General features: G+C 65.3%; 14 protein-coding genes. 10 read left to right on the top strand and 4 right to left on the bottom strand.

Annotated features, from left to right (window positions below):
* The first annotated feature begins 77 nt into the window (after positions 1–77).
* The 5 genes from OHA77_RS05095 to OHA77_RS05075 all read left to right on the top strand — a co-directional run bounded on the left by OHA77_RS05095 (position 78) and on the right by OHA77_RS05075 (position 5,473).
* A complete protein-coding gene (locus tag OHA77_RS05095) occupies positions 78–1,682 on the top strand; it encodes an ABC transporter substrate-binding protein (protein ID WP_406316478.1) in 1,605 nt (534 codons plus the stop codon).
* A 65-nt stretch (positions 1,683–1,747) separates the two neighbouring features.
* Entirely contained in the window at positions 1,748–2,671 is a 924-nt protein-coding gene (locus OHA77_RS05090; protein WP_326821810.1) for an ABC transporter permease, read from the top strand.
* Positions 2,664–3,563, top strand: a complete 900-nt coding sequence (locus OHA77_RS05085; protein WP_406316476.1) for an ABC transporter permease — start codon at positions 2,664–2,666, stop codon at positions 3,561–3,563. Before OHA77_RS05090 ends, OHA77_RS05085 begins: the two co-directional genes overlap by 8 nt.
* A 300-nt stretch (positions 3,564–3,863) precedes the next feature.
* Complete coding sequence (locus OHA77_RS05080) at positions 3,864–4,850, top strand: tyrosine-type recombinase/integrase (RefSeq protein ID WP_406316475.1); 987 nt, start codon at positions 3,864–3,866, stop codon at positions 4,848–4,850.
* Positions 4,851–4,918: 68 nt separating this feature from the next.
* A complete protein-coding gene (locus OHA77_RS05075; RefSeq protein ID WP_366329339.1) occupies positions 4,919–5,473 on the top strand; it encodes a DinB family protein in 555 nt (184 codons plus the stop codon).
* A gap of 63 nt (positions 5,474–5,536) precedes the next feature.
* Here the strand turns inward: OHA77_RS05075 and OHA77_RS05070 are convergent, their stop codons facing one another.
* The gene (locus tag OHA77_RS05070) at positions 5,537–5,683 is read right to left on the bottom strand and encodes a hypothetical protein (RefSeq protein WP_406316472.1); all 147 of its coding nucleotides are present in this window, start codon (positions 5,681–5,683) and stop codon (positions 5,537–5,539) included.
* Between the two features lie 525 nt (positions 5,684–6,208).
* Between OHA77_RS05070 and OHA77_RS05065 the strand changes: the two genes are divergently transcribed.
* Positions 6,209–7,012, top strand: coding sequence for a phosphotransferase family protein (locus tag OHA77_RS05065; protein ID WP_406316470.1), 804 nt, complete (start codon positions 6,209–6,211; stop codon positions 7,010–7,012).
* Positions 7,013–7,048: 36 nt separating this feature from the next.
* Here OHA77_RS05065 and OHA77_RS05060 read toward each other — a convergent pair whose 3' ends face one another.
* Positions 7,049–7,873 (bottom strand): IS3 family transposase, encoded by an 825-nt coding sequence (locus OHA77_RS05060; protein ID WP_406316468.1) that lies wholly within the window; start codon positions 7,871–7,873, stop codon positions 7,049–7,051.
* A gap of 47 nt (positions 7,874–7,920) precedes the next feature.
* Positions 7,921–8,208, bottom strand: a complete 288-nt coding sequence (locus OHA77_RS05055; RefSeq protein ID WP_326819676.1) for a transposase — start codon at positions 8,206–8,208, stop codon at positions 7,921–7,923.
* A gap of 642 nt (positions 8,209–8,850) precedes the next feature.
* Here OHA77_RS05055 and OHA77_RS05050 point away from each other — a divergent pair.
* From OHA77_RS05050 to OHA77_RS05035, 4 genes are all read left to right on the top strand, one after another.
* Positions 8,851–9,003 (top strand): hypothetical protein, encoded by a 153-nt coding sequence (locus OHA77_RS05050; protein WP_406316466.1) that lies wholly within the window; start codon positions 8,851–8,853, stop codon positions 9,001–9,003.
* A gap of 1,367 nt (positions 9,004–10,370) precedes the next feature.
* Positions 10,371–10,760: a hypothetical protein gene (locus OHA77_RS05045; protein WP_406316464.1), complete on the top strand. Its 390-nt coding sequence runs from the start codon at positions 10,371–10,373 to the stop codon at positions 10,758–10,760.
* 118 nt (positions 10,761–10,878) lie between these two features.
* Entirely contained in the window at positions 10,879–11,802 is a 924-nt protein-coding gene (locus tag OHA77_RS05040) for a pentapeptide repeat-containing protein (RefSeq protein WP_406316462.1), read from the top strand.
* Positions 11,803–12,196: 394 nt separating this feature from the next.
* On the top strand, positions 12,197–12,853 hold the full coding sequence (locus OHA77_RS05035) for an HAD family hydrolase (protein ID WP_406316461.1): 657 nt from the start codon (positions 12,197–12,199) through the stop codon (positions 12,851–12,853).
* A gap of 390 nt (positions 12,854–13,243) precedes the next feature.
* Here the strand turns inward: OHA77_RS05035 and OHA77_RS05030 are convergent, their stop codons facing one another.
* The gene (locus tag OHA77_RS05030; RefSeq protein ID WP_406316459.1) at positions 13,244–13,732 is read right to left on the bottom strand and encodes a hypothetical protein; all 489 of its coding nucleotides are present in this window, start codon (positions 13,730–13,732) and stop codon (positions 13,244–13,246) included.
* Positions 13,733–13,892 lie beyond the last annotated feature (160 nt).

Here is a 13,892-nt window from a genome sequence, read left to right as displayed (position 1 = left end):
TAAATTATCCGATGCACCCGGCCTATAACCGTCTTTACCCTCTCCCGCAATACCCCCTGGGAGGAACAGTGACGGTCTTGACGAGGACACGAGGCTCTGCCGTCCTCCTGGCGACGATGCTCGCCGTGAGTGCGTGCGGCGGATCGCCGGCACCGGACACCGGAGGTCAGCAGAGTGCGAAGGAGTTCTCCGTCGCGCTGACGGAGCCGGACCACCTGACCCCCGGCAACACCTCCAGCAACTACTCGATCACCGTGCTGCAGGCGCTGTTCGACACCCTGGTCGTCATCGACCCGAAGGGGCAGCCGCAGATGCGTGCCGCCGAGTCGGTGACCAGCGATGACCAGAAGGTCTGGACGATCAAGATCAAGCCGGGGCAGAAGTTCCACAACGGCGAGCCGGTGACCGCCGGGAGCTTCGCCGACGCGTGGAACGCCGCGGCCTACGGTCCCAACGCGTGGACCAACAACTACTACTTCGAGAACGTCGAGGGTTTCGACGAGCTGAACCCCGAGGCCCCCGAGGGCTCGGACACCGCGCCCAAGCCCAAGACGGACAAGCTGAGCGGGTTGAAGGTCGTCGACGACACCACCCTTCAGGTGACCCTGAGCGCGCCGTTCAGCCAGTTCCCGATCACGCTGGCCTACACCGGCTTCGCCCCCATGCCGAAGGCGGCCTTCACCGACCTGGCGGCCTACGACGTCAAGCCGATCGGCAACGGCCCCTTCGCCCTGGACGGCGAGTGGGTGCGCAACCGGCAGATCAAGCTGAAGAAGTTCGACGGCTACGCCGGGCCCCGCCCCGCCAAGTCCGCCGCGGTCAACTTCAAGATCTACGAGAGCCGGGACACCGCCTACGTGGACCTGCGGGCCAGCAAGGTGGACCTGATCCAGGCGATCCCGCCGGCGAGCGCCGGAGAGGCGAAGCGACTGCTCGGCGACCGGTTCGTGGCCACCCCGAGCGGGACCATGGACTACCTGGGCTTCCCGAACTTCGACAAGCGCTTCCAGAATGCCGACCTGCGCAAGGCCGTCTCGATGGCCATCGACCGGCAGGCGATCGTGGACGCGGTCTTCAACGGCACCTTCAAGCCGATGAGCTCGCTGGTCGCGCCGCTCGTGCCGGGCTACCGGGAGAACGCCTGCGGCGAGACGTGCGTCTTCGACAAGGCGAAGGCCAAGGCGCTGTTCGACAAGGCCGGCGGCTTCAGCGGCACGATGAACCTCTACTTCTCCAACGCCGACCCCAGCTACGAGCAGTGGATGACCGCGGTGGCCAACCAGCTCAAGGACAACCTCGGGATCACCGACATCCAGTTCCGCAAGATCCCGGCGGCCGACTACCTGTCCACGCTGCGCGAGCACAAGCAGGACGGGCCGTACCGCAACAACTGGGTGATGGACTACCCGAGCCCGCAGAACTACCTGGAGACGATGTGGGGCGAGGGTAACCGGATGGGCTGGAAGAACAAGGAGTTCAACGACCTGATCGACCAGGCCAACTCGGCCGCCACCATGGAGGCCAGCATCCCGCTCTACCAGAAGGCCGAGGACATCGCGCTCAGCGAGATGCCGATGATCCCGCTGTGGAACTGGCAGGACCAGGGGGGCTACTCCGACAAGATCAGCGGTGTCCAGATCGACGCCTACAGCCCGAACCTCGACACGATCACGGTGAAGTAGTTGATCCACGAGGCGCACGTGACCCCGGAGCGCGCCGCTCCGGGGTCTCCCCGTGAGGCGGGGACGTGAGATACGCGCTCCACCGGCTGCTCCAGGCCGTCCCGGTCTTCTTCGTCACCACGTTCCTGATCTACGCGATGGTCTTCGCCCTGCCCGGTGACCCGATCCTGGCCCTGGCCGGGGACAAGCCCCTGCCCGACGAGGTCCTGTACACGCTCCGGGAGCGCTACAACCTCAACGATCCCCTGCTCGTCCAGTACGGCCTCTACATGCTGCACGCCGTCCAGGGGGACCTGGGGCAGACCTTCACCGGACAGCCGGTCAGCGAGCTGCTCCAGGGGCGCTGGGGCGTCACCGCCCAGCTCGCCGTCACCGCCTGGATCTTCGAGCTCGTGGTGGGCATCGGCCTCGGCGTGATCGCGGGACTGCGCCGGGGCGGGATCACCGACACGGCGGTGCTGGCCGGGACCACCTTCGTCATCGCGGTCCCGGTCTTCGTCATCGGCTACACCGCGCAGATCATGCTCGGCCTGAACCTCTCGCTGTTCCCGACCGCGGGCGTGGACGAGGGGTGGCCGGTCAGCTATCTGCTGCCCGGCATGGTGCTCGGCTCGTTCGGCCTGGCGTACGTGGCCCGGCTGACCCGCACCAGTCTCATCGAGAACATGCGGGCCGACTACGTCCGTACGGCACGCGCCAAGGGACTGCGCCGAAGACGGGTGATCGGCCGGCACGCGCTGCGCAACTCGCTGATCCCGGTGGTCACCTTCCTCGGCGTGGACTTCGGCAACCTCATGGCCGGCGCGGTCGTCACCGAGGGCATCTTCAACCTGCCGGGCATCGGCCAGCAGGTCTTCCAGTCCATCCAGCTTCAGGAAGGGCCCGTCGTCGTGGGCATCGTCACCGTGCTCGTGATGATCTTCATCCTGGTCAACCTGCTCGTCGACCTCCTGTACGGCGTGCTCGACCCGAGGATCCGCCGTGGTTGAGACGCAGGCCATAGAGGTCGGGCAGGCCGAGGCGGTCCGGACCCGACCCGGGTCGCTGTGGTACGACGCCTGGCTGGAGCTCCGCCACCGGGTGATCTTCTGGGTCTCGATGGTCATCCTCGTGGTCGCCGTCGCGATGGCCCTGCTGCCCGACCTGTTCACCCGCTTCGGCCCCAACGAGGGCTGCAACCTGCGGATGTCGAAGAAGGGGCCGGGCGGCGGCGCGGTGTTCGGCTACGACCTGCAGGGCTGCGAGTACTGGTCGCAGATCGTGCACGGCACCCGGGCCTCCGTCATGATCGGCATCGCGGTGACGGTCTTCGCCCTGCTCATCTCGATCGTGCTCGGCCTGCTCGCCGGCTACTACGGCGGCTGGCTGGACGTGGTCATCTCCCGCCTCACGGACGTGTTCTTCGGCATCCCGTTCGTCCTGGGCGCGACCGTGATCCTGGTCGCCTTCCCCGACCACGGCGTCTGGGCGATGACCCTGGTGCTGGTCGTGCTGGGCTGGACCACGATGACCCGCCTCATGCGCGCCCAGGTGATCGCGGTCCGCGACATGGACTTCGTGGCCGCCGCCCGGATGCTCGGGGCGAACGACCGGCGGATCATGTTCAAGCACATCCTGCCCAACTCGATCGCCCCGGTCTTCGTGGTGGCCATGCTCAACGTGGGCAACGTCATCGCGGGCGAGGCCACCCTCGACTACCTGGGGGTCGGCCTGCAGTATCCGGAGGTCTCCTGGGGGTTGCAGCTCAACATCGCCCAGACGTTCTTCTCCGAGTATCCCCACCTGCTGCTCTTCCCGTCGTTGTTCCTCACCGCGACGGTGCTCAGCTTCCTGCTCCTGGGCGACGTCGTCCGCGACGCCCTGGACCCCAAACTGCGCTGAGCCGGTCCCGGTTCCCGCAGGCCGGGATCCGGCCGTCCCCGTCCTCGCAGGCCGGGAGCGGGGACAGCCGGATCCCGCCCCGGTGCCGGCCGGAGCCCCGCTAGGGGGTCAGCCCACATAAGCCCAAAACCCATATTGGGATGATCTTGAAGGGTTGAGCGGTAGGCCTTCTTACTGGTTGAGGTCGGGTGCTGGCACAGATAATGCCCTATTATCTGGGGCATCGTTGATCGCGACCTGCGGCGACGGTTCCGGGCCGCGACGCGAAGCGGCCCTGTTATCTGTGGCAAGAGGGAAGCGGTGGCCACCGTCGCGCAGCTGCCCGCCGGGAAGGCGCTCACCGTCCGCGGCGCCGCGGACGCCTTCCTCGACGCGCTCGGCAACCCGAACACGGTGCGGAACTACGCGATCGGGGTCGGCAAGACCGCCGAACGGGTCGGCGAGGGCCGACCGCTCGGGCAGGTCGCGGACGACGAGATCGGCGAGGCCCTCGAAGCGCTGTGGGGCTCGACGGCGGTGAACACCTGGAACGCCCGCCGGGCGGCGGTGCTGTCCTGGCTCGCCTGGTGTGCCGAGCGTGGATTCGACGGCCCGGAGGTGCCGGCCTGGGCCAAGCGCTTGACCCCGCCGGACTCCGAGACGCCGGCGCGCTCGAAGATGGCGATCGACCGACTGATCGCCCGCCGCGAGGTGCACCTGCGGGAGAAGTGCTTCTACCGGATGCTGTACGAGACCGTGGCGCGGGCGGAGGAGATCCTGCCGCTGAATATCGAGGACCTGGACTTCGCTGGCCGCCGCGCGCTGGTGAAGGCCAAAGGCGCGCGGTCCAAGGCCCGCCGCCGCGGCCAGGCCCGCGAGGATTTCGTGCTGGAGCCGGTGTACTGGGACGCCGGCACCGCCCGGCTGCTGCCGCGGCTGCTGAAGAACCGCACCCGCGGCCCGGTGTTCGTCACTCACCGCCGCCCTGGGCCGGGCAAGGTGGTCTCGTCGCGGGACGTGTGCCCGGATTCCGGGCTGGCCCGGCTGTCGTACGGCCAGGCCCGCGCCCTGCTGGACGAGCACACCGCGCTGCACGGGGCGGGCACAGGCTGGGATCTGCACGAGTTCCGGCACTCCGGTCTGACCCACCTCGGGGAGCAGGGGGCGAGCCTGCTGATGTTGATGGCCAAGTCGCGGCACAAGAAGGCAGAGAACGTCCGCCGCTACTTCAAGCCGTCGCCGGACGCCATCGCCGAACTCACCAGCCTGCTCGCACCCGGCGACACACGCCGAGGCGGCGGCACGTGACCGAGTCGGCCAACCCGTCGACCCTGATCATCCCGACCGACCCGAAACCACCGAGCCCTGGAGTTGACATGGCTGACATGATCGTGCCCGACCCCGTCACACGGGACATTCTCGCGACCTTCGAAAACGTGCGCTACCAGCTGTTCGGGCGCCTGGAGGGCCTGACCGACGCCGAGTACCACTGGGAGCCGGTCGGCGACTGCATCGGCATCCGCCCCGGCGACGACGGCCTCTTCCGCGTCGCCACGCTCTTTCCGGAATCGAGTCCGGACGCGCCGGACCCCGTCACGACGATCGCCTGGCGCATCTGGCACATCGGCAACCTCTGCCTGCGAGGCTACGTGATCTACCTCTTCGACGACGTTCCCGACTACGGCGACCGCGATGTGTGGCCGGGCACCGCCAAAGAGGGCATCCAGGCGCTCGCCGAGGACTGGGAGCACTTCATCTCCCGTATCGCAGCCCTCGGCGACAAGCGCCTGTTGGCGCCGATAGGCATGGGCCCCGGCGGTTGGGCCGATGAGACCTATCTGAAGCTCGCGCTGCACGCTTTGAAAGAGGTCACACATCACGGCGGCGAGATCGGCCTGCTGCGCGACCTGTACCTGCGCGAAGGCGTCTGATTTCGGCGGTGGGCGACCTTGTCCGGCGGCCGTGTGCCGCCAGACAACGGCCGGGGTCGGCGGCTATCTCCCTGTGACCTTCTTCTGGCCCATCCGCTCCGGCAGCGCCTTGAGGGCCTTCAGCACCGGTGCCCCTTTCGGGCTCGCGCCCAAGTCGACGACCTGGGTCAGCAGCGACAGGAACGGCCGCACCGTGGAAAAGCGGCCCACCAGCCGGCACCAAGATCGGCGAGAGCGCCGTGCCTATGTTCAGCCTTGCCCCTGCCGCCCGAAACGCCTCACCACGATCCCCAGCGCTTGCCTCTGGCCTGCTTGCCGTCTAGGCCCTCCGCTCGGGTCGACGTCACCAGGGGAAAGTAGCTGTGAGTGACCAGATCCCATCATCTGATAGAGATCCCAGACCACATCGTGGCTGTTCATCGGCCTCGCGAGAAGACCAGCATCCCCGACGACTGCGGAGCGCCATGGCTTCGCACCCTGCTCAACGAGCCTGCCAGGAGGCTTTGACCTGGTCTTTCTCGCTACTTTTCCCCGGGTGACGCCGACCCGAGTAGAGGGCCGATCGGGCGGCCGGCGCCACCTGGGACGAGATCGGCGCAGTTCTGGATGTCAGCCCTGACACCGCCGCCCGCCGCTACCGCACCTGACGGCGAGCTGGCACCTCATCGAGCGGCGCTCACGCACTGATCGAGAAAGCCTTGGCGCGTGCAGCCGTCGGGATGGTGAGATGGCACGGTGATCAACCACGACGAGGCGGCAATCCGACCGTTGACACTGGCCTGGGTGAGCCGGCACCTGGAGGTCGGCGAACGGATAGTCAAAACCGAGGTGCTGCACGGCGGCATCACTGCTGACATGCGGAGGCTGACCATCGGCACGCAGGACGGAAGCACGCGTGACCTGGTGCTGCGGAGTTTCGTCGACCCGTTCTACGTGAGGGGCGCTGAGGGCGGACTGAACGGGGAGGCCGGAGCTCTGACCCTGTTGGCGGGAACCGGCGTGCCGGCTCCTGAGCTGGTCGCGGTTGATCCGACCGCCGCGCATTGCGAGTATCCATCGCTCCTGATGACACATCTGGCAGGCCGGACGGTCCTCGACGATGAAGGATTGGAAACGCGCGTTCCACTGCTGGCTCGTCAACTCGTGGCCATCCATGCGCTGAGGCCCGCCGAGCGGCCCCGGAAGTATGTGACGCTGACGACCGCCGACACCGTCGTGACTCCGAAGGGCGCCGACGCGGCGGCATGGGCCGCGGCGATCGACGTGATCCGCAAGCCCGCGCCGCCCTATGAAGGGCGATTCTTGCACCGAGACTTCCAGCCCGGCAACGTGTTGTTCGACGTGCCGCCCTCAACGCCGGCGGGAGCCCGGATCACCGGCGTCGTCGACTGGGCAGGGGCCTGTTGGGGTCCGGCGGATCTCGATGTGGCGCACTGCTCCACCAACCTCGCGCTGCTGCACGGACCGGCGTGGGGTCTACGGTTCGCTGAGGCGTACGAGGAGGCTGGCGGGGTGCTGGCCGCGGCCGCGTGCGAGTGAGGTTCCCCCCGTACTACAGCCACCGATGGTGTGGGATCACGAGGTTGCGTCTGAGGGCTTGTAGAGCTCCTCGAACGCGATTGGGCTGTTCATGCCGATGCTGGAATGACGCCTATACGGGTTATACCAGCACTCGATCCATTCAAACATCGCGCTGGCCAACTCGGCTCTTGTTGACCATTTGTTAACGTCGAGCAGTTCGAGCTGCATCGTTCCCCAGAACGATTCCATCATGGCATTGTCGTAGCAATCGCCGACGGTTCCCATCGAGCCGAGGAGTTCAGCATCACGGAGCCGTTTCCCGTACGAGAACGATGTGTACTGTGTTCCGTGGTCAGAATGCAGGATCGTCTTCCTGCTGGGCGGGTTACGGCAGGCGACGGCCATGACCATCGCGTCGACGACCAGAGCGCTGGTCTGGCGTATGTCGATAGAATGGCCGATGATGCGACGAGAATAGGCGTCCATGACAGCGGCGCAATACAGTTTCCCTTCGTCGGTGGGGTGCTCGGTGATGTCGCTGACCCACAGCCGGTCCGGCGCTTGCACCGTGAAGGCCCGGCGGACCAGATCCTCCTCGGTGGCGGCGTTGACGAGGTTGCGGCGGCCCTTGCGCCGGTAGATGCCCTGGATGCCGGCCTCACGCATGAGCCGTTCGACGCGCTTGCGGTTGACCTCCAGGTCCAGGCCGAGCGTCAGCTCCGCGTGGATCCGCGGCGAGCCGTAGCTGTAACGTGACGTCTCATGGATGTCACGGATCAGCTTCAGTAGTTCGGTGTTTCTTTGGTCGCGTGGTGACTGCGGCCGGCCAACCCAGTCTTTGTAGCCCGATCTGGAAATGTTCAACACCCGGCAGGCCACCGCGACAGGAAAGTCGTCATCGGCGAGTTCACGGACCAGCGCGTACCCTATTTTGGGAGCACGTTCTCCCGGGCGAAATACGCAGCCGCCCGCTTGAGGATCTCATTTTCCAGCTCAAGCTGCCGGGTTCGGCGCCGTAGATCGGAGAGTTCCTTCTTCTCCGCGCTGGTCAGCTTCGCACCGCCGTTGTCATCGGTGTCGGCCTGGCGCATCCAACTCCGCAGACAGGAATCGCTGATACCCAGGTTTTCAGCAAGGACAGAGACCGGTTTATCACCCTTACGGGCAAGTTCGACGGCACGCTGACGGAACTCGATCGGGTGAGGTGCAGGCACGAAGCACTTCCTTCCCAGCCGACACAGGGTCAACTCAGGTGAGGTGGCCGTGCTACGGGGGGAAGCTCACAGCACAGCTGAACTTAACTGGATCAGACTGCGGCGGCTTGAGCACCGGGATCGATCACGCACTGTAGTAGTGGCTTGGCCCATGAGAGAGCTCTGGGCAGGTTAGCCGACAGATCCAAGCGTGCTCTAGGCCGGAGTGGTATCAAGATCCATTGCCGTCCCCTGACGTTCGGGCACCCCCATCCAACTGACCGGTCATGCATGCCGACCGCATCCCTCGTCCGGTAGGGAAGTCTGCTTCCGCATGGCGGCAGACTTCCCGGCAGCAGGGGTGGCAGCGGAACACTTCGGTGGAACACCGCGGAACACTTCGGTGGAACACCGCGGAACACTTCGGTGGAACACCGCGGAACACTTCGGTGGAACACCGCGGAACACTTCGGCGGCGGCAGCAGGCCCGGCAGCGGATTTCGGAACGCGGAACCTTCCAGGAACGAATTTCGGAACGGTATCCGGTACTGCCGCCTGGTCTGTGTCGGCCGGATCACCCGTACGGGCCGATCCGGAGACCGGCACGCGTCCGTACAGAAGGCCGTACAGGAGTGGGTTGCGACCGCGGACATGGAGGCGGACATGGAGGCGGACATGGAGGCGGACATGGAGGCGGACATGGAGGCGGACATGGAGGCGGACATGGAGGCGGACATGGAGGCGGACATGGAGGCGGACATGGAGGCGGACATGGAGGCGGACATGGAGGCGGACACAGTACCGACTGACCGCTGACGAGACCTTCTCAGCGGTACCGACTGACCGCTGACGAGACCTTCTCAGCGGTACCGACTGACCGCTGACGAGACCTTCTCAGCGGTACCGACTGACCGTTGACGAGACCTCCGTGTCCGCCTCCATGTCCGCAGTCGCAACCCACTCCTGTACGGCCTTCTGTACGGACGCGTGCCGGTCTCCGGATCGGCCCGTACGGGTGATCCGGCCGACACAGACCAGGCGGCAGTACCGGATACCGTTCCGAAATTCGTTCCTGGAAGGTTCCGCGTTCCGAAATCCGCTGCCGGGCCTGCTGCCGCCGCCGAAGTGTTCCGCGGTGTTCCACCGAAGTGTTCCGCGGTGTTCCACCGAAGTGTTCCGCGGTGTTCCACCGAAGTGTTCCGCTGCCACCCCTGCTGCCGGGAAGTCTGCCGCCATGCGGAAGCAGACTTCCCTACCGGACGAGGGATGCGGTCGGCATGCATGACCGGTCAGTTGGATGGGGGTGCCCGAACGTCAGGGGACGGCAATGGATCTTGATACCACTCCGGCCTAGAGCACGCTGATTCCGTGATGCCTTCGACTTCTAGGCGCTCGCCGTCACGTTCAGTTATAACGCCCAAATTGCAAGACTTGCGCGAAAAACACCCACAAGGAAAGTCGGCATTTTTTCGATCTTGCTTAGTTTAGCTACGTCCCTTAATTTTCGGGACACTTTATTTCCGCCAAATCGATTCGGCTTTAATTTTTCACTAACACTAGAGCCGCAAGCAAACAATGGAAAAATCATCTACCCCAAACATGCGAAAATCCAGGAATTTTAATTAACACATCTTTGCGTGCAACAAAAAGATACGAACATCGAAAAAATAAAAGGATTCTCGCTTCGCTTCTCGATGGAACCATCAAGCCCTACTGAGGCAGTCGCCCCTAGGTTTCTCATCGGTCGCGGCATTTTATAAAAATCGATAAGGCAATCATATTGCTACCGTTTTTCGGAATTTTCACGCTTCCAACAAGAGGGGGAACCGCGGTGCCCGGCGTGCGGCAGCATGCAAGCTGACCTGCAACGCAACGGGTCAAGCCGCGCTACATTAATTCCATCGGTGCCCGGCAGATCGGTACCGGATGACGGCGAGTGGCTAACGCCATAAGTGGCGACAGTCCCCTTCGCAACGGGAGGCCGTCGTTTCACGGATAATCACACCCCCTAGGAGGTCGCACTTGTGCGACAGCATATGTGCCGTGCGAGAGATCGGTGGAGTTGCACCCCCTGTGGTCGACCTGCCCGCGCCAGAAATCCAGAAGGTCGCAGCCATTTCACAGGGCGGCTTTCCTGACTCAGGCTTAGTTATTTCCATGACCGGTGTGGCGCTTCCGGCCGTATGGATGTCGTCTCGACGGAGCTCTTTGCAGGATCGGGCGGTGAAGCGATGAAGGCAGTTCTGGCCGCCCTTGGCGGCACCGGGACACTCGCCGCGGCACTTTTCATGCCGACGGTAGTGCTGACACTGACACTGGCAGTGGTAGGAGTCCTGGGAATCGTGGCCGGGGTGGTCTTCCACTCCTCAGACGAGCCGGCCGGGCGGATGGAGCGACTGATCAACGCGGTGCGTCGGACAGAACCCAAGCCCGTCGACCAGCTCCCCGCCGATCCGAAGGAGTCGGTGCAGCAGGCCAGTCCGGCAATCATGATCGAGGCGGGCGGCGACGATACGAGTGGTATGCGAAAGCGCGCGGCGAAAAAATCGGCGGCACCCCATCAGCCTGGCTGATCACGATTGGCCATCACAGATGGCCATCACGCCGTGTACGCCGGGTGGAGTGGCCAGCCTGGGGGATATGAGATTTTGGCGAGGATCCCCCAGGCTCGCTCTCGCTGCAGTGCTGGGCATGGTCTTGGTCGCGGGCCTGGGGTGGGTGCTGGGTCCGGGTGCGGCATGGGTACTGGCGCACTTCGACGGGGTGCGCGGGCTGGCCGGCAAGGATCTGGCGGCGGCGCTGGACGCGGTGCGCGGGCGGGCACTGGCGATTGCCACCGGATTGATCGCGCTGGTGGCGGTGTACTACACCGCGCGCAATGCCGCCACAGCCCGCCGTACCTTCGAGCTGAGCGCACAAGGCCACCGTCTGAGCGAACAGGGTCACGTCACCGACCGCTACACCAAGGCCATCGAGCAGTTGGGCTCCGACAAGCTCGACATCCGCCTGGGCGGCATCTACGCCCTGGAGCGCATCGCCCGGGACTCGGCTTGCGATCACCCCATGGTCATGGAGGTCTTGGCGGCCTACATCCGTGAACATTCCCGAGATGACGACACCGATCAGACCGAGAACGACAAGACAGTTTGGCCGGACAAAAGATTGCGCACGGACCTTCAGGCCGTTATCACCGTGATCGGCCGGCGTACCGTCGCCTATGGCCTGGAGGGTGCGCGATTCGAACTCGCCTACGCGAATCTCGCTCGTGTGCACCTCATCAACGCGAACCTCGCTGACGCGTTCCTCAGCTGCGTGAACCTTACGGGCGCGTACCTCGCCAGGGTGAACTTCACCGGCGCGTACTTCGGTGGCGCGAACCTCACCAACGTGCTTTTCTCCCGCTCGGACCTCACTGACGCGAACCTCACCGGCTCGGACCTCACCGGCGCGAACCTTGAAGGCGCACGCTTCGACGGCGCAGACCTCAACGGCGTGATTGGCTTGCCGGCGCCTCAGCGGCCGATACCAACAAGCCTGGGGCTCCCTTCAATCTCCGATATGGTCCCGCCGGTGAAGGGGGAGACTGCAGCGGCCGAAGGGTCTGCGACAGAGTGAAATGTCCCTTTCGCAAGGACACGATCCAACTAATGGGAATGGGTATTCCCGCAAGTTACTAACCGGTAGAGCGGCGCTCACGCCAGGGTGGGCGCCGCGGAACCGTCTGCTCTCGGGCATCAGCCGCCGGGCGCCCCGTTCGCCGTGATCGATATCTGGGCTCAGGTCACCCGCTTGGCTCCGCCGTCGCGCCGTCGTGCCCCTCCTCGGCTGCCGGCTCCGAGGCTTGGCGCAGGGTCCGCCACCCGTCCGGGCCCGGCTCCTCCCGCCAGCCCGGGGGCCACCTCCGCTCCATCTCCGCAGCCGCCGCCACTCGCACACCGCGCAAATCCACGAACTCCAGCCCCGTCGTCCCGCCGCACCAGGCGTCCCTAGACGTGATCTACTGCCGGGCATGCCTCTGCTGATGCTTGACCTCGACAACACCTTGGTCGACCGCGATGCCGCCTTCCGGGACGCGACGGCTGAGTTCCTGACCGAGCACGCACTGCCTGAATCCGACATCGAATGGCTGATGTCCATCGACGCCAGTGGATACACCCCCAGGCAGGCTGTCGCCCAGGCCATGACTGACCGCTACGGAGCGTCCCTGCCCGAGAGCGCCATCCGCATCCTTCTCGATCATGGCGCCGCCGATCGCATTGTCCTGCCCGAGCCCACCCGCGACGCGCTCGCCGACGCCATCGCCGACGGCTGGTCCTGCACAATCGTCACCAACGGCCGAACCGTGCAGCAGGAAGCGAAGATCCGGAACACAGGACTCGACAAGTTCGTCCACGGCTGGGCAATCTCCGAGGAAGTCGGCCACAAAAAGCCCGGGCCGGAGATCTTCAAGGCGGCGGCGTCAGCCGTCGGAGCCTCCCTCCAAGGGGCCTGGGTCATCGGCGACTCGCCGCAGGCCGACATCGCTGGCGCGAACGGCCTCGATGTCAGAAGCGTCTGGGTGTCAGGCGGCCGACCATGGACTGAGGTGGCCTACCGGCCCACCCATGTCGCTAACGACGCCGCATCCGCGATCCGCTACGTCATCGGCATTCCGACCCGCGGTTGATGGACGAATCGGCGAACAGCCACACCCGGCGAGCCCATGCTTCGGTCAGCCGTCCATGACCCTCCGCTCGGGTCGCCGCCACCAGGGGCAAAGTAACTCTGCATGATCGCTTGTCAGTGTCGACATACCTTCGTCTGTCGACACTCCGCCGGGAAACCGCGAGATCGCAGGTGGTCAGTGTCGAGAACTCGCGCCGAGAATCTACGTCGGTGAACGGTTCGGTGAGTGGATTCCGACAGGCACAGGTGCGATGCCCCTGACCTCGGGATACACCCCTACTTTGCGTGCTATGGCACGGACCCGAGCGGAGGCCTACAGCGCTGACCTGCTCTGAGAGGGCTTAGCGCACGATCCGGTTCCGATGTTCCTCCGACCCCAGGTCAAGGGGCGTCAGCGCCCGTACAGGGAGATGACGGTCTGGCCGAAGGCGCCGAGGGGAACGCCGACGCTTTCGACGTCCCACCGGACACGCGCGTATTGCGGCAGCACCAGCGGCAAGGTGGGACGAGTCGGCGCGAGGATACTACTCGATTCGCTCGATTGGGGCAGGAACAGCCCGACGGACGTGTAGTCGTGGGGTTGGTCGGCGTAGAAGGGCATAGGGCTCTCACCAGCGAAGTTGACCCTGCGGGGTTTGAGGACCGCAACCGGGAGCCAGGTGCCGCCGGCGTCCTGTACCTGGAGGCTCACCCTGAGCCGGCTGCCCAGGCCGAGACCGTCACGCTGCATGTCGTCCGGCGGGCTGCCGACGACGACCGAGAAGAAGACGGCCTCCACCTGTGCCAGATCGATGACGTCCGAGTGGCCGGTCCCGGTGAGCGTGACGCCGGCCTGGTTGTCCCGGTTGTTGGCCCAGATCAGTCTCGCGGGCTGGGGCACAGACTCTCCAAGAGGTAGTCGAGAAGGCACTGGGCGCGTCGCGTCCCGGGACACCCATCCTCACGCGACACCACCCGCGCAGGGAACCCCCGTTGTGCCACCCGTGACGGGGTCGAGCCCAGGTAAGCCGATACGGATGGCCTTGGCGCCGGATGATCAG

The organism is Streptosporangium sp. NBC_01639, assembly GCF_045209755.1.
In the GTDB taxonomy this organism is placed as follows: Bacteria; Actinomycetota; Actinomycetes; order Streptosporangiales; family Streptosporangiaceae; genus Streptosporangium.
Note: the sequence above shows the minus strand (reverse complement) of the source record. Positions and strands in the feature narration are given on the sequence as shown.